Annotated in this window: 16 protein-coding genes; 8 read left to right on the plus strand and 8 right to left on the minus strand. The window is 72.2% G+C overall.

The features are described from left to right. Positions 1–175: 175 nt before the first annotated feature. From EIO00_RS18550 to EIO00_RS18560, 3 genes are all read right to left on the minus strand, one after another. Complete coding sequence (locus tag EIO00_RS18550) at positions 176–2,164, minus strand: thioredoxin domain-containing protein (RefSeq protein ID WP_140180686.1); 1,989 nt, start codon at positions 2,162–2,164, stop codon at positions 176–178. 80 nt (positions 2,165–2,244) lie between these two features. After that, positions 2,245–3,612 carry a dihydrolipoyl dehydrogenase family protein gene (locus EIO00_RS18555; protein WP_140180688.1) on the minus strand — a complete coding sequence of 456 codons (1,368 nt, stop codon included), beginning with the start codon at positions 3,610–3,612 and terminating at the stop codon, positions 2,245–2,247. 98 nt (positions 3,613–3,710) lie between these two features. After that, a complete protein-coding gene (locus EIO00_RS18560) occupies positions 3,711–4,670 on the minus strand; it encodes a ribonuclease Z (RefSeq protein WP_140180690.1) in 960 nt (319 codons plus the stop codon). A 77-nt stretch (positions 4,671–4,747) separates the two neighbouring features. On the opposite strand from EIO00_RS18560, the gene EIO00_RS18565 reads away from it, so the two are divergent. Further along, positions 4,748–5,221, plus strand: a complete 474-nt coding sequence (locus EIO00_RS18565) for a pyridoxamine 5'-phosphate oxidase family protein (protein WP_241661454.1) — start codon at positions 4,748–4,750, stop codon at positions 5,219–5,221. Between the two features lie 9 nt (positions 5,222–5,230). Here EIO00_RS18565 and EIO00_RS18570 read toward each other — a convergent pair whose 3' ends face one another. The 4 genes from EIO00_RS18570 to mca all read right to left on the minus strand — a co-directional run bounded on the left by EIO00_RS18570 (position 5,231) and on the right by mca (position 9,832). Beyond that, the gene (locus EIO00_RS18570; protein WP_140180692.1) at positions 5,231–6,412 is read right to left on the minus strand and encodes a low temperature requirement protein A; all 1,182 of its coding nucleotides are present in this window, start codon (positions 6,410–6,412) and stop codon (positions 5,231–5,233) included. A gap of 39 nt (positions 6,413–6,451) precedes the next feature. Next, a complete protein-coding gene (locus tag EIO00_RS18575) occupies positions 6,452–8,458 on the minus strand; it encodes a hypothetical protein (protein WP_140180694.1) in 2,007 nt (668 codons plus the stop codon). A 223-nt stretch (positions 8,459–8,681) separates the two neighbouring features. Further along, on the minus strand, positions 8,682–8,987 hold the full coding sequence (locus EIO00_RS18580; RefSeq protein WP_140180696.1) for a hypothetical protein: 306 nt from the start codon (positions 8,985–8,987) through the stop codon (positions 8,682–8,684). Then, complete coding sequence (mca, locus tag EIO00_RS18585) at positions 8,978–9,832, minus strand: mycothiol conjugate amidase Mca (protein WP_140180736.1); 855 nt, start codon at positions 9,830–9,832, stop codon at positions 8,978–8,980. Before mca ends, EIO00_RS18580 begins: the two co-directional genes overlap by 10 nt. Before the next feature lie 164 nt (positions 9,833–9,996). Between mca and EIO00_RS18590 the strand changes: the two genes are divergently transcribed. Then, positions 9,997–10,380, plus strand: coding sequence for a DUF4307 domain-containing protein (locus EIO00_RS18590; RefSeq protein WP_140180698.1), 384 nt, complete (start codon positions 9,997–9,999; stop codon positions 10,378–10,380). 141 nt (positions 10,381–10,521) lie between these two features. Beyond that, positions 10,522–11,022 (plus strand): transcription elongation factor GreA, encoded by a 501-nt coding sequence (greA, locus tag EIO00_RS18595; protein ID WP_140180700.1) that lies wholly within the window; start codon positions 10,522–10,524, stop codon positions 11,020–11,022. Between the two features lie 183 nt (positions 11,023–11,205). On the opposite strand, the gene EIO00_RS18600 is transcribed toward greA, so the two are convergent. Continuing rightward, positions 11,206–11,703 (minus strand): Lrp/AsnC family transcriptional regulator, encoded by a 498-nt coding sequence (locus EIO00_RS18600; protein ID WP_140180703.1) that lies wholly within the window; start codon positions 11,701–11,703, stop codon positions 11,206–11,208. Between the two features lie 124 nt (positions 11,704–11,827). On the opposite strand from EIO00_RS18600, the gene hppD reads away from it, so the two are divergent. The 5 genes from hppD (at position 11,828) to EIO00_RS18625 (ending at position 18,343) form a co-directional block, all read left to right on the plus strand. After that, positions 11,828–12,922: a 4-hydroxyphenylpyruvate dioxygenase gene (gene hppD, locus EIO00_RS18605; protein ID WP_140180705.1), complete on the plus strand. Its 1,095-nt coding sequence runs from the start codon at positions 11,828–11,830 to the stop codon at positions 12,920–12,922. 88 nt (positions 12,923–13,010) lie between these two features. Continuing rightward, the gene (locus EIO00_RS18610; RefSeq protein WP_161602752.1) at positions 13,011–13,616 is read left to right on the plus strand and encodes an RDD family protein; all 606 of its coding nucleotides are present in this window, start codon (positions 13,011–13,013) and stop codon (positions 13,614–13,616) included. 76 nt (positions 13,617–13,692) lie between these two features. Continuing rightward, positions 13,693–15,234: a M1 family metallopeptidase gene (locus tag EIO00_RS18615; protein WP_338325942.1), complete on the plus strand. Its 1,542-nt coding sequence runs from the start codon at positions 13,693–13,695 to the stop codon at positions 15,232–15,234. A gap of 109 nt (positions 15,235–15,343) precedes the next feature. Then, positions 15,344–16,849, plus strand: a complete 1,506-nt coding sequence (locus tag EIO00_RS18620; protein ID WP_241661455.1) for a M1 family metallopeptidase — start codon at positions 15,344–15,346, stop codon at positions 16,847–16,849. Between the two features lie 72 nt (positions 16,850–16,921). Then, positions 16,922–18,343: a M1 family metallopeptidase gene (locus tag EIO00_RS18625; protein ID WP_241661456.1), complete on the plus strand. Its 1,422-nt coding sequence runs from the start codon at positions 16,922–16,924 to the stop codon at positions 18,341–18,343. The last annotated feature ends 14 nt before the right edge of the window (positions 18,344–18,357 follow it).

An 18,357-nucleotide genomic window follows, 5' to 3' on the forward strand; every position in this document is an offset into this window, starting at 1 on the left:
GGCCTCTCGGGTCCGGAAATACCCGGACCGAACCCCGCCACCCCGACCGTAAGGGCGACGTCACATCAGCCGCACGTGCGTTACCCAGTGGTAACACTAAGACGCAACGAGATCAAGGTCACCCTCCCGTCGAATCGACCTGACGCGGCCGATGTCGGAAAAGTTCCCGGCCTCCTCAGGCCCCGGCGATCTCGGCCTTCAGGGCGGCGGGAGTGGTCACCGGCAGCCGGCAGGCGAAGTCGCGGCACACATAGGCCGCCGGCTCACCGTCGACCAGGCCGCGCCCCGCCAGCAACGGCACGTCGGCGGAGCCCGCCTCGCCGACGGTGATCACCGCGCCGGGCGAGGTCGCGCCGAGGGCCGCGCGGTGCAGCGCCCGGGTCCGCTCATCGGCCGGGTCTCCCACGATCGCGATCTCCAGCGGCCCCGCCGCCAGCGCCTCGGCCACCGCCAGGCTCCAGCCGGCGAACCGGGCGTGCTCGTCGGCCAGCAGCGACGCCGGCGCCAACGCCGCGACGGCCGCCTCCCGGTGCCGGGTCGAGCCGGTCAGCGCCGCGTACGACAGCAGCGCCCCCGCCGCCGCCGACTGGCCGGAGGGGGCGGCGTTGTCGGTGGGGTCCTGCGGGCGGCGGAACAGCCGTTCGGCGTCGTCGGCGGTGTCGTAGAACCCGCCCCTGCCGTCGGGGAAACGCTCCAGCACCACGTCCAGCAGCATCCCGGCCAGCCGCACGTGCGCCGGATCGCCGGTGACGGCGTGCAGCGCCAGCAGGCCCTCGGCCAGGTCGGCGTAGTCCTCCAGCACGCCGGCGTTCGTGCCCGGCGTCCCGCCCCGGGAGGTCCGCACCAGCCGCCCGTCACCGCTCAGATGCACCTCCCGGAGCAGATGGACGATCTGCTCGGCGGCCACCACCAGGTCCGGCCGCCCCAGCAGCGCCCCGCAGTCGGCCAGCGCGGCGATCGCCAGGCCGTTCCAGGCGGTGACCACCTTGTCGTCGCGCGCCGGCGGCACCCGCCGGGACCGCATCGCCAGCAGCCGGCTCTTGATCCGCTCATACCGCTCCCGGTCCGGGGGGTCGACGGGCAGCCGCAGCACCGAGGCGCCGCGCTCGAACGTCCCCTGCTCGGTCACCGCGAACATCGCCGCCGCCTCCGCCCCCTCGGCGGTGCCGAGGGCCTCGCGGAGCTGGGCGGGCGTCCACACGTAGTACCTGCCCTCCTCGCCCTCGCTGTCGGCGTCCAGCGCCGAGGCCAGCCCGCCCTCGGGGGTGCGCAGGTCGTGCAGCATCCAGTCGCAGGTCTCCAGCGCGATCCGCCGGGCCAGCGGGCTGCCGGTCAGCCGGTACCAGTGCGCGTACACCCGGGCCAGCAGCGCGTTGTCGTACAGCATCTTCTCGAAGTGCGGGACCACCCAGGACTCGTCCACCGAGTAGCGGGCGAACCCTCCGCCGAGCTGGTCGTAGATGCCGCCGCGGGCCATCGCCTCCAGGGTGCGGGAGGCCATCTCCAGCGCCCGCGGGTCCCGGGTGCGGGCGTGGTGGCGCAGCAGGAACTCCAGCACCATCGACGGCGGGAACTTGGGCGCGCCGCCGAAACCGCCCCGCTCGGCGTCATAGGAGGCCGCCAGCGACGCGACCGCTCGGGCGAGCCCGTCCGGCGACGGCGGCCGCACCCCCTCCGGCAGGCCGGCGTGGGAGGTCAGCGCCTCCACCACCTGCCGTCCCTGGCCCACCACCTCCTCGCGCCGCTCCCGCCAGGCCCGTGCCACCGCCTCCAGCAGGGCGCGGAACTGGGCGCGGGGGTAGTAGGTGCCGCAGTAGAACGGCGCGCCGTCCGGCGTCATGAACACCGTCATCGGCCACCCGCCCTGACCGGTCATGGCCTGGGTCGCCTCCATGTAGACGGCGTCCACGTCGGGCCGCTCCTCCCGGTCCACCTTGACGTTGACGAACAGCTCGTTCATCAGGCGGGCGGTCTGCGGGTCCTCGAACGACTCGTGCGCCATCACATGGCACCAGTGGCAGGCCGCGTACCCGACGCTGAGCAGGACGGGCACGTCGCGCCGCCGGGCCTCGGCGAACGCCTCGTCGCACCACTCCCACCAGTCGACCGGGTTGTCGGCGTGCTGCAGCAGGTACGGGCTGGTCGCGTCTTTGAGGCGGTTCATGCCGATGATCCTGCCCCATGGCCCTCGGCTCACCCCTGCGGGACGGGCGCCCGGGGCCGGGCCGCGGCGGATCGGGGGGCTCAGGACCGCAGGTCCGCCACGGCGCTCTGCACGGCCCGGTGGAACGTCGGATAGGCGTAGATCATGTGGTGCAGCCGGTCGACCGGGACCTCGCCGTGGACGGCGACCGCCAGGGCGCCGAGCACCTCGCCGCCGCTGGGCCCGGCCGAGGTCGCGCCGACCAGGACCCCGCGGTCGGCGTCCTCGATCAGCTTGATGAAGCCCTCGTTGCCCGGGCCGTGGATCCAGCCGCGCGAGGAGTCGGGGATGCGGGTCATGCCGGTGCGGACGGTGATCCCCCGTTCGCGGGCCTGCGCCTCGGTCAGCCCGACCGCCCCGATCTCGGGGTCGGTGAACGTCACTCGCGGCACCGCCCGGTAGTCGGCGGGCGGGCCGCCCTGCCCGAGGATGTCGCGGACGGCCACGTCGGCCTGGTACATCGACACGTGGGTGAAGGCGCCCTTGCCGGTCACGTCGCCGATCGCCCACACCCCGTCGGCGGCGCGCATCCACGGGTCGGTCTCGATGAAACGGGCGTCCTCGTCCAGCCCGATCGCGCCGACGCCCAGGTCCCGCAGCCGGGTGCGGCGGCCGACCGCCACCAGCAGCGCCTCGCCGTGCACCCGCTCGCCGCCCTCCAGCTCCACGGTGAAGCCGTGCGTCTCGTCGTGGCGGACGGCGACCGCGCGGGCCCCGGTGCGCACGGTGACGCCCTCGCGCTCCAGCACCGTCCGCAGCAGGTCGCAGGCCTCGGGCTCCTCCACCGCCAGCAGCCGGTCGCGGGACTCCACCACGGTGACCTGGGTCCGGAAGCGGACGAACGCCTGCGCCATCTCGGTGCCGATCGCCCCGCCGCCCAGCACCACCAGCGAGCCGGGCGCGGCCTTGGCCTCCACCGCCTCCCGGTTGGTCCACATCGGGGTGCCCGCCAGGCCGTCGATCGGGGGGATGTTCGGCTCGGTGCCGGTGTTGATCAGGATGCCGCGGCGGGCGCGGAGCACCCGGCCGTCCACGGTGACCTCTCCGGGCGCGGTGATCCGGCCGTATCCGCGGATCAGCCGCCCGCCGGTCCGGGTGAACCGTTCGACGGCGGCCCGGTCGTCCCAGGAGTCGGTGGCCTCCTCGCGGATCCGCCGGGCGACCTGGCTCCAGTCGGCGGTCACCGTGGCGTCGCCGGCCATCCCCGGGATGCGGCGGCCCTCGGCCAGCAGGTCGGCGGCGCGGACCATCATCTTGGTGGGGACGCATCCCCAGTACGGGCACTCTCCGCCGACCAGCCGGGCCTCGACCGCGATCACCTCCAGGCCCGCCTGCGCCAACCGGCCCGCCGCATGCTCCCCGCCCGGTCCCATGCCGACGACGATGACGTCGGCCTCTTCGGCAGCCATGGGGGCGTCCTACCCGTCGCTCTCCGCCGAGAACCGGTCCGACCGCCGGAAACCGTTAAAAAGCGCCGGTAATCACCCAGAGCCGCCAGGAACCGACCTCACGTGGCGCGTCGCTGCACCCGGACCGGCCGGCGGCGGGGCGGGACGGGGACCTGTTCCAGATCGCGGGCGAGCACCACGTCCCCGTGATAGAACTCGGTGGCCTGCTCGGTGAAGCGCGGGAAGTCCTCGGCGGTGTACCGCTCGGAGAAGTGGGTCAGCACCAGCCGCCGCACCCGGCACGCCGCCGCGACCTGGCCCGCCTGCCGCGCGGTCAGGTGCGCGTACCGGCGGGCCAGCGGCTCGTCCTCGGCCAGGAACGTCGACTCCACGATCAACATGTCGACGCCCTCGGCCAGCTCGAACACCGCGTCGCAGATCCGGGTGTCCATGACGAACGCCAGTTTCTGGCCCGGCCTGGGGACGCTGCACTCCTCGAGCGTGACGATGCGGCCGTCCGGGGCGGTGAGGCGGCCCTCCCGCTGCAACTGACCGACCAGCGGGCCGGCGATGCCGTGCTCGGCGAGCCGCTCGGGGAGCATCGTGATGCCGTCCGGCTCCTCCAGCCGGTACCCGTACGCCTCCACCGGGTGCTGCAGGCGCCGCGCCGTCAGCGTGAACGGCGCCCCGCCGGTGTCGATCTCGACCCGGGCGCCGCCGATCGGATGCTCCTCGACGACCCTGGTGTCGACGAACACCGAGGCGTGCCGCAGGCGTTCCCAGTACTCCCGCCCGGAGGCGGGGAACACCGCGCGCACCGGGTGTTCGACCCCGTCGCGGGCGATGCGCTGGATGACGCCGGGCAGGCCGAGGCAGTGGTCGCCGTGGAAATGGGTGAGGAAGATCCAGTTGATGTCGTGCGCGGCGACCCCGGCGCGGATCATCTGCCGCTGGGTCCCCTCCCCGGGATCGAACAGCAGGCCCTGCCCGTCCCAGCGCACGAGGTAGCCGTTGTGGTTGCGGGTCTTGGTGGGCACGGCGCTGGCGGTGCCGAGGACCAGGAGATCGCGGGTGGACATGCCTTCCATTCTGAATACCGAACGTTATTCTGTTCGCGATCGCACCGTCCGGGGACGGCCGCCGACGAGGAGGAGCAGTGGGCAACAAGCGCGAGCAGATCAAGATGACCCCGGACGAGATCCAGGAGTTCCTGGCGAGCCGGTTCAAGGTGCAGGTCGCCACCGTGGACCGCGACGGCGCCCCGCACCTGGTCACGATGTTCTACACCCTGCTGGACGGGAAGATCGCCTTCACCACCTACGCACGTTCGCAGAAGGTGGTCAACCTGCGCCGCAACCCGGCGATGACCTGCCTGGTGGAGGACGGCCTGGAGTACGGCGAGCTGCGCGGGGTCAAGCTCAAGGGCACCGGCCGCATCATCGAGGACCCCGAGACCCGCTCCCTGGTCGGGCGGGTCGTGGGCTGCCGGATGGCCGGGCTGCCGATTCCCCGGCCGGGCGAGCCCCTCGACCCCGCCGTCGCCGAGGGCATCGAGAAGGCCCTCGCCAAGCGGGTCGTGGTGGTCCTGGAGCCGGAGCACATCACCAGCTGGGACCATCGCAAGCTCTGAGTCCATCCCTCAGGCCTCCGCGGCGGCCTGCGTCCGGAGGCCGGCGGCGTCCCAGACGGCGAGGACGATCAGGACCGCCAGGGCTGCGACGGCCGAGGCCAGCGGGGTGAACAGGCGGGTCGCCCACGCCACCAGGGCCAACGCGCCCAGCAGCGTCGACACGACGAGGTGGGCGAGGGCGAGGCGCCCGAAGACGACCTTCTCGAACAGGGCGTGCCCCAGGACGAACAGGGCCGGGCCGCCCAGCACGGTGGCGAGCACGCCCCCCTCCACATGCCCGCCGGGGTGGGTGATGACCAGCTCGTCGCCGACCGCGGCGACCACGATGCCCGCCACCATGACGATGTGGATGACCGTGTAGGCCGACCGGCCCAGCCGCCCGGGGTCGGGCGAGGCGGCGACCCGCTCGGCGGCGGCCTCGGCGGTGCGGCCGAAGTAGACCCACCAGAACGCCACGCTGCCGGCGAAGGCGACCGCGAAGGCCGCCACGGCGCCCGGCGACGCGGGCGACAGGCCGCTCAACGTGGCCCCCATGACCAGCATCGACTCGCCCAGCGCGATGATCACGAACAACTGGCAGCGCTCGGCCATGTGCCGGGCGTCGATCGTCCAGTCGGAGGTGCTGGAGCGGCCCAGCCCCGGGGTGGCGTAGCCGACCCAGGGGGCGGTGTACTCCACCGCGACGGCCGCCGCCCACAGCGCCAGGCGGGCCGCGTCGTGGACCAGCCCGCCGGCGATCCACAACGCGGCGGCGGGCAGCATCCACGCCAGCACCCGCTGGAAGTTGGGCCCCAGCTCGTGCCGCAGGGTGGTCAGCACCACGAAGACGGTCCGGCCCACCTGGACGGTCACATAGCCGCAGGCGAACCACAGCCCGCGCGCCTCGAACGCCTCCGGGATCGCCGCCGCCATGAACATCGCCGCCAGCATGACCGCGGCCAGCATCAGCCGGACGGACGGATGGTCGGGGTCGAACCAGTTGGTGGTCCAGCAGGTGTACATCCACGCCCACCAGACCGCCAGCAGCAACAGCAGCGCTTCGGCCGCCCCCGCCCAGGTCAGATGGTCCAGCAGCCGGTGCGAGAGCCTGGTGCACGCGAAGACGAACACCAGGTCGAAGAACAGCTCGAAGAAGCCGACCCGGGTGCCGTTCCCGTCGCGGATCCTCAGGACGCCAGGGGCCTCGCTCACGCGAGGATCATGTCACGGAAAGCCGGCAGATCCGGCGGATCACGACCTGCCGGATGTGGCCGGAAGCGGTCCGGCGGTGCAGGGCGCTCCGCCGCAGACGTCGACGACCTCCCCGGTGGTGAGGAACACGGCCTTCTGCCGCCGGGCGTCGGGATCGTTGCGCGGGTCGGAGTGCGGGTCGCGTCCGTACTCCTCGCCGCGCGGCGGCAGGTTGGTCAGCGGCGGGTGCGGCGTGCCGCTGTCCCAGACGACGATCGCCGAGCCCGGGTACGGGTACGCCTCGATCGGCGGGATGCCCCAATACGGGACGCGGTCCGGGCTGCGCCCGGGGGCGAGGGCCGGGGTGTGGATGCGGGCCCCGATGGTGCGGGCCTCCACCTCGGCGGCGGTCGGGGACACCTGGTGGTCGCCGAACGCCACGTGCAGGAGCACCCGATGGTCGGGGGTGCCCGGCAGCGGCCGGTCGGTCATCCACTCGGCGTACCCGTCGGCCTCCCCACGGTCCCACAGCATCTGGATCAGCGCGAAGCACAGCTGCTGGTCGAGCTTGTCGGGGTAGGCCGCGTTCATGACGACGGCGAACCGGTCGAAGTCGACGCTGCGGTTGAGCAGCGTGCTGTAGTTCATCCCCGGGACGCCCAGCACCGCCCGCCGGATGTCGGTGGACACGGCGGTGAGCGCGCCGCCCATGATGCCGCCCTGGCTGTTGCCGTCGAAGACCAGGCCGGCGGCGGTGTCGATGAGCGGCCGCCCGTCCGGCGTGCGGAACGCCTTGTGCGAGACCAGCCCGTCCGGGTGCACCATCGCGCGTCCCAGCCAGAGCATGTTGAGCATCCCCTGCTGGAGCCGGTCGGCGATGGTGGCGAAGCGGCTCAGATCGCCGAGCACGGTCACCACGTTGACGATGTCGTCCTGCGACATCCCGGCCCACTTGGTCGCGCAGAACACGAACCCGTGCTCCTCGGCCATGGCCCGCACGTTGCCCGCGCCGACCTCGCTCTCACTGCCCAGCAGCCCGTGCCCGTACAGGGCGGGACGGGCGGGCGAGGCGAACGCGGCGCGCGGGATCGTGCACTGGAAGGTCGCGATCTGGGTGTTGCCCGGCAGGCGGGCGGGCAGCCCGTCGCGTCCGTAGTGGAACCGGGCGCCGGGGATCCCGCCCGGCAGGTTCAGGTAGCTGGGGACGAAGAGCATCCCCTTGACGACGCGGGCCGTCTGCTCCTCCGGCGGGGCGTCGGCGACCTCGGTGACGACGAACCGGGGCGCCTTGCCGCCCAGCCTCCGGAACGAGTCGTCGCGGATGTGCAGCATCCGCTCGGTCAGGCTCCGTCTGCTGGCGACGGTGAAGTCCCACGCCAGATACAGCTCGTCGGTCCCGATCCCGTGCCGGGCCAGGTCGTCGAGCACCCGCCGGGCGTGCCGCTGCCGCCGGTGCAGCGGATGGCCCTCGGGCAGGTCGGCGCCGATGATCCTGCGGAACGTCTCCCCCGCCGGGATGGTCGCGCCCCGGGAGTCCTTGAGCCGGCGCAGCGCCACCACGTACCGGTGCCCGGCCAGGAAGTTGCGGGCCGGGCGGATGATCAGCGCCTGCCGGTCCGGGCGGGTGGCCTGCGCGTCCAGCTCGGCCCAGTGCGGCCACCGCTCGCCGGTCGCGGCGTCGATGATCACGATGGGGGACTCGGGGTCCAGCGACCGGCCGATGTCGGTGATCGGCGCGGCGCCGGTCCGGGCCAGGTCGATCCCCGGCACCCGGGTCAGCAACGGCGAGCCGGGCGAGAACCCGTCCGAGCGGTTCCACTCGGCGGGGTCGATGGCCTTGCCGAGCGCGTTCCGCGGCATCGCCGAGGCCGGGAACGCCACCCGCCGCCCGGTGTCGGTGGAGGAGTCCGGCACGGTGTGCCAGTCGTTGGGGAACGGCAGCAGGCAGGCCGCCGGATCGATCGGGTCGCAGCCGCGCTTCACCACGGCGGCCGAGGCCGTCGTCTGGGGGATCGAGACCAGTCCCAGCACCATCGCCGTCGCCGCGAGCAGACCCCGGACCCTCATTCCGCCTCCCAGGAACGCGAGCAGCCCTCATGTTCCGTCGATCAAGGCGTCAGGTCAACGGTCCGCCGGCCTCCCGCGCACTTTCCGGCGTCCCCGAGCGGGCCCGGGAGCGTGAGCACACAAGGAGGCACGAGAAGAAGCGCAAGAAAGCGCAGAGGAAGCGCGGAGGAGGCGCAGAGGGAAAAGGCGGACCGGCTCGGCGCCCGGCCCGCCCCGGTGACGATCAGCTCCGCTTCGACCCGGTCGCGCCGCCGGCGTTCTCGGCCTTCGCCGCGCCGCGGGCCTCGTTCCGCTCCTCGTCCTGCTCGTCGCCGTCGACCGCGGCCCGCTCGCGCTCCTGCCGCACCAGGTCGGCCTCCCGAGGGACCTGGATCTTGCCGATCTGCTTGTTCATGGAGCGGATCAGCAGGTAGACCGCCACGCACAGGGCCAGGAAGACGGCGAAGCCGAGATAGCCGGGGCTCACGGTCTCATCGTTGAGCGGGAACTGCTCGTTCTTCGGCTGGGCGAGCAGCAGTGCTACAGACATACCTTCTCCCTGACGCCCGCGAACAGGTCGTCCTCGGGCAGTTCGGTGTCCACCAGGGACCTGGCCAAATGGTAGTCCTCGGTGGGCCAGGCCTCGCGCTGCAGGTCCAGCGGGCACTTGAACCAGAAGCCGTTGGGATCGATCTGCGTCGCGTGCGCCAGCAGCGCCTTGTCGCGGATCTCGAAGTAGTCCGCGCACGGCACCCGGGTGGTCACCGTCCAGGGGGACGGCGCGTCCTCGAACCGCTTGAGCCAGTCGCCGTAGGGGGACTCCAGCCCGGCCTTCTCCATGGCGGCGTGCAGCGCCTCGAGCCGCTCCTGGTTGAAGGTCATGTGGTAGTAGAGCTTGAGCGGCTGCCAGGGATCGCCGGTGCCCACGTAGCGGTCCGGGTCGCCGGCCGCCTCGAACGCCTCCACCGACACCCGGTGGCACATCACGTGGTCCGGGTGCGGATAGCCGCCCCGCTCGTCGTAGGTGAGCATCACGTGGGGGCGGAACTCGCGCACGATGCGCACCAGCGGCTCGGCCGCCGTCTCCAGCGGCTGCAGCGCGAAGCACCCCTCCGGCAGCGGGGGCGGCGGGTCGCCCTCGGGGAACCCCGAGTCCACGAAGCCCAGCCACTCCTGCCGGACGCCCAGGATCTCGCGGGCCCGGGCCATCTCCTCCTGCCGGACGGCGGCGATGTCCGCCTTGATCTCCGGCCGGTCCATCGCCGGGTTGAGGATGTCGCCGCGCTCTCCGCCGGTGCAGGTGACCACCATCACCTCGACGCCTTCGGCGACGTAGCGCGCCATGGTCGCCGCGCCCTTGCTCGACTCGTCGTCGGGGTGGGCGTGCACGGCCATCAGGCGGAGCGGGCCGTCGTCGCAGGAGCTCCCACCGATCGGTGCCTCGGACACTGCGCAGTCTCCCTGTTCGTCGACCAGCGAGGGTTCGGGTACGGGTCATCCCCCGCGGCGGATGACAATTGTCCCTGAGAACACCTGACGGCCGCACGGAGATTCCCGCCATGAGCACCAGCGCCAGCCCGACCGCCCCCGACCGCCGCAAGGGGAGCCCGCTCGGATACGCGGTGATCGGCGTCGTCGTGGCGATCTGCGCCGTGGGCTGGGCGATCATCATGGCCAACGCCGGGCGCAGCCCCGGGATCGACCAGCAGACCATCTCCTACCGGGTGATCGACGACTCCTCGGTCGAGGTCCGCTGGCAGGTCGCCAAGCCCGCCGACCGGGCGGTGCGGTGCGTGGTGGACGCCCTCGACGCGAATTTCGCGGTGGTCGCCCGGCGCGAGGTGGTGGTCCCGGCGGGCCGCTCCGCGCTGAGCCGCACCGACCTGCTGACGACGACCCGGCGCGCCACCGCCGCGCGGGTCAAAGAGTGTCGCACGATGTGACCGCCTGGCGGATTGCGGGTGAACGACGGAGGGAACCTTTACTCTCGCACGCGGGATAGGCTTGACGTTTCGCCCGGCCCGCCAAGGTCGGTCCGTGAGCAGGCGGGCCGAAGAACGCTACGTGTGGACAGAGGAGCATCCGTGACCGAGACCCGTGCTGACAACGTCAACTGGCTCACCCAGGAGGCGTACGACCGGCTCAAGGCCGAGCTGGAGTATCTGTCGGGCCCGGGCCGCATCGAAATCGCGCGGAAGATCGAAGCGGCACGGGAGGAGGGCGACCTGCGCGAGAACGGCGGCTACCACGCCGCCAAGGAGGAGCAGGGCAAGATCGAGGGACGGATCCTCCAGCTTCAGCACATCCTGGAGAACTCCAGGGTCGGCGAGGCTCCCCGCACCGAGGGCGTGGTCGGGCCCGGCATGACGGTCACCGTCGCGTTCGAGGACGACGACGAGGAGGTCACCTTCCTGCTGGCCTCCCGCGAGGAAAGCGGCGCCCCCATCGACGTGTACTCTCCCCAGTCCCCGCTGGGCGCCGCCATCAACGGCAAGAAGGTCGGCGAGAAGGCCACCTACACGCTGCCCAACGGGCGCAGCATGACGGTGGAGATCCTGGACGCCACCCCCTACGCCGGAGCCTGACGCGTTCGTCTCCGGGGCCTGTCTCCGGGATCCGCCTCCGGGACGTCCCCGGACTCCGAGGCGGTGTCAGGCGGTCCTCTCCCGCCGCGATCGCCTGACACCCCGCACGGCACACGTTCGATCCCACGGTCTTCCCGGCCCGCCGGCACCGACCCCGGCGGGCCGTCTGCATCGCCCGCCCGGTCACCCGCCCGCGCGGGGACGCCGTCCCCCGGCCGCCGCGGCGGCGTGCACCAGCGGCAGCGTGCGGTGGGGGATCTGGGTGGCCAGGGAGATCACCGAGGACGCGCGCTCCACCCCCTCCACCGCCAGCACTCCGTCCAGCACCCGCTGCAGGTCGGCGTTGCTGCGCGCGACGATGCGGCACAGCATGTCCCCCGGTCCGGTGATGGTGTGCGCCTCGATCACCTCGGGGATGCGGGCCAGCCGTTCGGCCACCGGGTCGTGCCCGCCCGGCTGCCTGATCTGGAGGGTGACGAACGCGGTCACCGGATAGCCCAGCGCGGCCGGGTCGACCTGGGGCCCGAATCCGCGGATCACCCCCTCGCGGGACAACCGGTCCAGTCGCGCCTGCACGGTCCCGCGGGCTACCCCCAGCCGTCGCGACGCTTCCAGCACCCCGATCCGGGGTTCGACGGTGAACAGCTCGATCAGCCGCCCGTCCAACGCGTCGATCGCCATCGCCGCCCTCGCAGGTGGTCAGACTGCACAGAATTCCCGCGGTCTCCCCTGGCGCACTGTGCAGATTGTCCAGTGTTCTAAGTCACTATTGCACAGGTTGCAGCGTCTGCCAGACATTTCTCGCATGAGTGACGTGTTTCCGGTCAAGGGCATGGACGCCGTGGTCTTCGCCGTGGGGAACGCCAGGCAGGCCGCGCACTTCTACTCGACCGCCTTCGGGATGCGCCGGGTGGCGTACCGGGGGCCTGAGACGGGCTGCCGGGACGAGGCGGCGCACGTGCTGGAGTCGGGCTCGGTCCGGTTCGTGGTGCGCGGCCCGGTCCGCGCGGGAACCGACCTGGGACGTCACGTCGCCGAGCACGGCGACGGCGTGGTGGACCTGGCCATCGAGGTGCCCGACGTCGCGGCCGCCTACGAGTACGCCGTCTCGCAGGGTGCGCGCGGCCTGGAGGCCCCGCACACGGTCGAGGACGAGCACGGCAAGGTGGTGATGGCCGCCATCGCCACCTACGGCGAGACCCGCCACACCCTGGTCGACCGCTCCAACTACTCCGGCCCCTACCTGCCCGGGTACCAGCCCGCCGAGCCGCTGGTGGAGCCCCCCGCCAAGCGCTTCTTCCAGGCGATCGACCACTGCGTGGGCAACGTGGAGCGCATGGACGAGTGGGTGGACTTCTACCACCGCGTCATGGGCTTCACCGACATGGCCGAGTTCATCGGCGACGACATCGCCACCGAGTACTCGGCGCTGATGTCCAAGGTGGTGGCCGACGGGACGCGCAAGGTCAAGTTCCCCCTCAACGAGCCGGCCGAGGGCAAGCGCAAGTCCCAGATCGAGGAGTTCCTGGAGTTCTACGGCGGCCCCGGCGTGCAGCACATCGCGCTGGCCACCAACGACATCCTGGCCGCGGTGGACGCCATGCAGGCGGCCGGGGTGGAGTTCCTGGACACCCCCGACTCCTACTACGAGGACCCCGAGCTGCGCGCTCGGATCGGCAAGGTCCGCGTCCCCGTCGAGGAGCTGCAAAAGCGCCGCATCCTGGTGGACCGCGACGAGGACGGCTACCTGCTGCAGATCTTCACCAAGCCCGTGCAGGACCGGCCGACCGTGTTCTTCGAGCTGATCGAGCGGCACGGATCGATGGGCTTCGGCAAGGGCAACTTCAAGGCGCTGTTCGAGGCCATCGAGCGCGAGCAGGCGCGGCGCGGAAACCTCTGACCAAACCTCTGACCAACACTCCCGAAACCCCGGCTCAATGGCGCGCCGGAGGGGTTTGCGGCGGTGGGGGAACGCCCACCTTGGTGGTATGAACCCACCGCCGCACGACCCGGGTCCCGGCGGCCCCGGACCCCAGGACCGGCCGCCGTGGGACCAGTCCCCACCGCCCGGACAGCAGCCCCCGCCCCCGCCCGGCTGGGGGCCGCCCGACCCGACCGCCGGGCTGGCGAGCCGATGGGCCCGGCTGGGCGCGGCGCTGCTCGACCTCCTGCTGGTGGGCGTCGTCATCTCCCTGGTGACCTGGCCGTTCGTGGACTACCGCAGGGCGCTGGAGGGGCCCGGCGGGGACGCGGTGTTCATCCCGGCCGGACAGTGGGCGGCCAACCTCCTGGGCGCGCTCGCCGCGTTCCTGTACTACTGGCTGACGACCTACAAATGGGGGCGGACGCTGGGCAAGACGGTGCTCGGCATCCAGGTCGTCCGGGCCGCCGACGGCGGACCGGTCACCCAGGGGGAGGCGGCCGGGCGGGCGGCGTTCTTCACCGTGCTGGGCGGCCTGTGCGGGTGCATCGGCCTGGTGGACGCATTGTGGATCCTCTGGGACGAACGGCGGCAGTGCCTGCACGACAAGGTCGCCGGAACGGTGGTCCGCAAGATCGTCCCCGGCGGCGCCGACCCCTATGCGGGACGCTGAACCGATCCCTCGGCGGAAGGCCGAGTGAGGCCGCCGCGTCCGCGGGACACCGCTCCGGCGGTTTAGGCTGTGGGCCGTGACGACGGCCGGCAAACTCCGCACCGCTCTCTCCGGACCCTCCCGTGCCGCCGGACGCGGCGCCCTGGCCCTGGCCATGGCGGCCTCGCTGTCGGCGTGCGCGATCTCCTTCGACGACGGCGGGCCGGGGCCCGACGCCACCGGTACGCCCGCGCCCACCGGCAGCGCCCCGGCGGGGCTGGCCAGCGCGGGCGACCCGTATGTGCCGGGCGACGGCAACGGCGGCTACGACGTCCAGCACTACAAGCTGACGCTGGACATCAAGCCCGGCCAGGCCACCGAGCTGACCGGCGTCGCCGAGATCACCGCCAAGGCCGTCCAGCGGCTGGAGAAGTTCCACCTGGACCTGACCGGGCTGACGGTCTCGCAGGTGACGGTGGACGGCGCCGCCGCGCGCTGGGAGCATCAGGGCAGCGAGCTGATCATCACTCCGGCGCGGGCGCTGGCCTCGAACGCGAAGTTCACCGTCACCGTGCGGTACGCCGGGACGCCCAAGCCGTCCGTCAAGCCCCCGCTGGGCACCTACGGATGGGTGCGCACCTCCGACGGGGTGTTCGTGGCCTGCCAGCCCAGCGGAGCGCACACCTGGTTCCCGGCCAACGACCACCCCAGCGACAAGGCCACCTTCGAGTTCACGGTGACCGTCCCCCCGGGCCTGGTCGCCATCGCCAACGGCGAGCCGTCCGCCCCCCTGACCCCCGCGCCCGGTCCCGGCACGCCGGGCGTCGGCACGGACGGGGGGAACGGCGGCGTGGTGTCCGTCGCGCACCGCCGGGCGGCCCCGGTGACCTGGCGGGTCAAGGAGCCGATGGCGCCCTACCTGGCGACCGTCACCGTGGGCCGGTTCAACGTCAAGACCGGCAAGACCCCCAGCGGCATCACCAACATCACCGCCGTCGACCCCCAGGTCGGCACCGACCTGGAGGCCTTCCACGCCAAGAACGCCGAGATCACCGAGGAGTTCGCCAAGCTGTTCGGGCCCTACCCGTTCTCCTCGACCGGCGGGCTGGTCGACAACGCGCACGTGGGCTTCGCGCTGGAGACGCAGACCCGCCCGGTGTACGGGTCGTTCGGCGCCAGCGACGACATCGTGGCGCACGAGCTCGCGCACATGTGGTTCGGCGACAGCGTCAGCGTGGCCTCCTGGAAGGACATCTGGCTGAACGAGGGCTTCGCCACCTACGCCGAGTGGATCTGGTCCGAGCGGGTCACCGGCGTCACGCCCCAGCAGCAGTTCGACCGGTACTACCGGCAGGAGGACAACGCCGACCTGTGGGGCGTGCCGACCGGCGACCCGGGCCCGGAGCAGATGTTCAGCTCCGGGGCCGTCTACACCCGGGGCGCGATGACGCTGCACGCGCTGCGCCGCAAGGTCGGGGACCAGAAGTTCTTCGAGATCCTCAAGACCTGGACGGCGCGGTACCGGCACTCCAACGCCACCACCGCCCAGTTCATCGCGGTGGCCGAGGAGGTCTCCGGGCAGCGGCTGGAGGGGTTCTTCCAGGACTGGCTGTACAAGCGGGGCCGCCCCGCCCTGTAAAGGAGCGGGCAGCGTCCGGTCTGCCGCAGGTGAACGCCCCGTCAGGGGCGGGGAAAGCCACGGCGGGTGACCGGGAGGACGATCATCGCGCCCCGGCAGGGTGAGCTGCGTGAACACGCGCGCTCCATCCGGCAGGACTCCCCTCCGGTTCACCGTCGTGACCGCCGCCGCCACCGCGCTCGCGCTGGCGGCGAGCAGCGGCAACGCCGCGGACCACAACGCCGGCGCACACTCCGCCGCACCGGCCCCCCGCTCGTCGGCGCCGGCCGCCCGGCCCGCCGAGACGCCGTCGCCGTTCGGTTCGCTGACCGCCGCGGCGGGATCGGCCGGGCTCGGCGACGAGTACTTCCCGGAGGCGGGCAACGGCGGATACGACGCCCTGCACTACGACGTCACGCTCACCTACCGGGAGGACCGGAGCATCACCGCGACCAGCGTGATGACCGCCCGCGCGACCCAGGACCTGGGGTCGTTCTCACTCGACTACCGGGGCCCCAAGGTCGTGGGCGTCCGGGTGAACGAACGGCCGGCCGCCTTCTCCCGCAAGGGCCAGGAGCTGGTGATCACCCCGGACCGGCCGCTGACGGACGGCCGGACCTTCACCGTCGAGGTCCGCTACACCGGCCGCCCGCATCCCCGCACCAGCAGCGAGCTGGGCTCCTACGGGTGGATCCCCACCAAGGACGGGGCGGTCACCCTCTCCCAGCCGGACGGCACCCCCACCTGGCTGCCGGTCAACGACCATCCGCTGGACAAGGCCACCTACACGTTCCGGATCACCGTGCCGGAAGGACTGCAGGCCCTCGCCAACGGCACCCCGGTGGAGCCGCCCGCCCAGCGCGGCAAGACCGTCACCCGCGTCTGGCAGGTCACCTCGCCGATGGCCAGCTACCTGGCGATGATCGCCATCGGCAAGTTCGAGGTGCGGCGATCCCAGGCCGGCGGCATCCCGGTGATCACCGCCGTCGACCCCGCCTACGCCAAGCACGCCGCCAAGCTCGAACGTGACACCGTCACCGCGACCACCTGGCTGACCGAGCTGCTCGGCCACTACCCCTTCCCCACCGCCGGGGGGATCATCGACGACCCGCAGCTGCACTACGCCCTGGAGGCCCAGGAGCGTCCGGTGTACGCCGGGTTCGCCCCGGCGATGAACTTCGTCGTCCACGAGATGGCCCACCAGTGGTTCGGCAACAGCGTCAGCCTCACGCGGTGGCCGGACATCTGGCTGAACGAGGGCTTCGCCACCTACACCGAGTGGCTGTGGCGGGAGCACCGCAGCAAGGGCAAGAACACCGCGCAGAAGATCTTCAACCGCTACTACCGGCAGCCCGGCACGTCGGTGATCTTCCGGCCACCGCCGGGCAAGCCCGGAGCCCGGGAGATGTTCGGCTACTCGGTCTACATCCGCGGCGCGATGACCGTGCACGCGCTGCGGCAGCGGATCGGGGACGAGGCGTTCTTCCGGGTGATGCGGACCTGGGCGGAGCTGCACCGGCACGGCAACGCGCGCACCGAGGACCTGATCGCGCTGGCCGAACGGGAGTCCGGCAAGCAGCTCGACCGGTTGTTCAAGGTCTGGCTGTACCAGAAGGGCAAGCCCAAGAGCTGGTGAGGCACCCTTGCGCGAAACCCTGACGTGCGGGGAGCGTGGACGCATGGCGACTTCGACCATGCGAGGCTGCTTGTGAACACGACTCCCGGAGCCGTGGCCGTGGCCGCGCTGACCGCGGCGGCGGGACTGGTCCTCTCCGCGACCCCCGCGCACGCGATCCCGGCCTTCACCCCCGGCGCCGCCGGCGCCGGGGATCCCTATTTCCCCGACATGGGCAACGGCGGATACGACGCCCGGCACTACGACATCGCGCTCACCTACCGGAAGGACCGGAGCATCACCGCCCGGACCCGGATCACGGCCACGGCCACCCAGCACCTGTCCCGCTTCAACCTGGACTTCCTCGGTCCCCTCACCGTGCACTCGGTGACCGTCGACGGCACCGCCGCCGCCTTCCGGCGGACCGGGGCGCAGGAACTGGTGATCACTCCCCGCCGAGGGCTGGTCAAGGGCCGGACCTTCACGGTCACGGTGACCTACTCCGGCATCCCCCGGCGCATCGAGGACGACGCGCTGGGGGTGTCCGGATGGGTGGCGACCGACGACGGCGCGGTGGCGCTCAACCAGCCGTTCGGGGCCGCGACATGGACGCCGGTGAACGACACCCCCGCCGACAAGGCCTCCTACGCCTTCGCGCTGACCGTGCCGAACGACCTGCAGGCATTGGCGAACGGCGAGTTCGCCGGCCGCCGCGTCCACGGCGGGCAGAGCACCTGGCGGTGGCGGATGCCGCAGCCGATGGCCAGCGAACTCGCCATGATCGCCATCGGGAGGTACGACATCACCGCCGGGCGCACCCCGAGCCGGATCCCCAACGTCACGGCGATCGACCGGAACCTCCTCACCTCCCCCGAGCAGGCCAGGAGCTTCCATGAGCTGACCGAGGAGATCACCGAATGGGGGGCCGACACGTTCGGCAGGTACCCGTTCGGCGCGACCGGCGGCATCGTGGACGCCGTCGGGGTGGGGTACGCGCTGGAGACCCAGGGCCGCCCGGTGTACGACCGCAAGGGCCGCCCCGGGATCAACCCCGGTTCCTCACTGGTCGCCCACGAGATCGCCCACCAGTGGTTCGGCGACAGCGTCACCCCGCGGCACTGGCGCGACATCTGGCTGAACGAGGGCTTCGCCACCTACGCCGAGTGGCTGCACGGCGAACAGCACGGCGGCGCCACCGCGCAGGAGAGGTTCGACGGGCTGTACGCCACGCCCGCCGACGACGAGCTGTGGCAGGTCGAGGTCGCCGACCCCGGACGCAACAACCTCTTCGCCCCGGCGGTCTACGACCGGGGCGCGATGACCCTGCACATGCTGCGCCGGGAGGTCGGGGAGGAGAGGTTCTTCGCGCTCGTCCGCGACTGGTACGCCCGCAACCGCGACGGCAACGTCACCACCGCCGACTTCGTCCGCCACGTCAAGCGGTACGGGGATCCGGCGCGGCTGGAGGCGCTGCTGCGCACCTGGATCGGCACCACCGGCAAGCCGGCGCTGTGACCGTCCCGCCGGTC

The sequence above is a fragment of the Thermomonospora catenispora genome, assembly GCF_006363815.1.
In the GTDB taxonomy this organism is placed as follows: domain Bacteria; phylum Actinomycetota; class Actinomycetes; order Streptosporangiales; family Streptosporangiaceae; genus Thermomonospora; species Thermomonospora catenispora.

Excerpts from the sequence above, each read along its gene's own strand:
- EIO00_RS18550 (WP_140180686.1), bottom strand. The coding sequence starts at position 2,164 with ATGAACCGCCTCAAAGACGCGACCAGCCCGTACCTGCTGCAGCACGCC.
- EIO00_RS18555 (WP_140180688.1), bottom strand. The coding sequence starts at position 3,612 with ATGGCTGCCGAAGAGGCCGACGTCATCGTCGTCGGCATGGGACCGGGC.
- EIO00_RS18560 (WP_140180690.1), bottom strand. The coding sequence starts at position 4,670 with ATGTCCACCCGCGATCTCCTGGTCCTCGGCACCGCCAGCGCCGTGCCC.
- EIO00_RS18575 (WP_140180694.1), bottom strand. The coding sequence starts at position 8,458 with ATGAGGGTCCGGGGTCTGCTCGCGGCGACGGCGATGGTGCTGGGACTG.
- EIO00_RS18580 (WP_140180696.1), bottom strand. The coding sequence starts at position 8,987 with ATGTCTGTAGCACTGCTGCTCGCCCAGCCGAAGAACGAGCAGTTCCCG.
- mca (WP_140180736.1), bottom strand. The coding sequence starts at position 9,832 with ATGGCCGTGCACGCCCACCCCGACGACGAGTCGAGCAAGGGCGCGGCG.
- EIO00_RS18590 (WP_140180698.1), top strand. The coding sequence starts at position 9,997 with ATGAGCACCAGCGCCAGCCCGACCGCCCCCGACCGCCGCAAGGGGAGC.
- EIO00_RS18600 (WP_140180703.1), bottom strand. The coding sequence starts at position 11,703 with ATGGCGATCGACGCGTTGGACGGGCGGCTGATCGAGCTGTTCACCGTC.
- hppD (WP_140180705.1), top strand. The coding sequence starts at position 11,828 with ATGAGTGACGTGTTTCCGGTCAAGGGCATGGACGCCGTGGTCTTCGCC.
- EIO00_RS18610 (WP_161602752.1), top strand. The coding sequence starts at position 13,011 with ATGAACCCACCGCCGCACGACCCGGGTCCCGGCGGCCCCGGACCCCAG.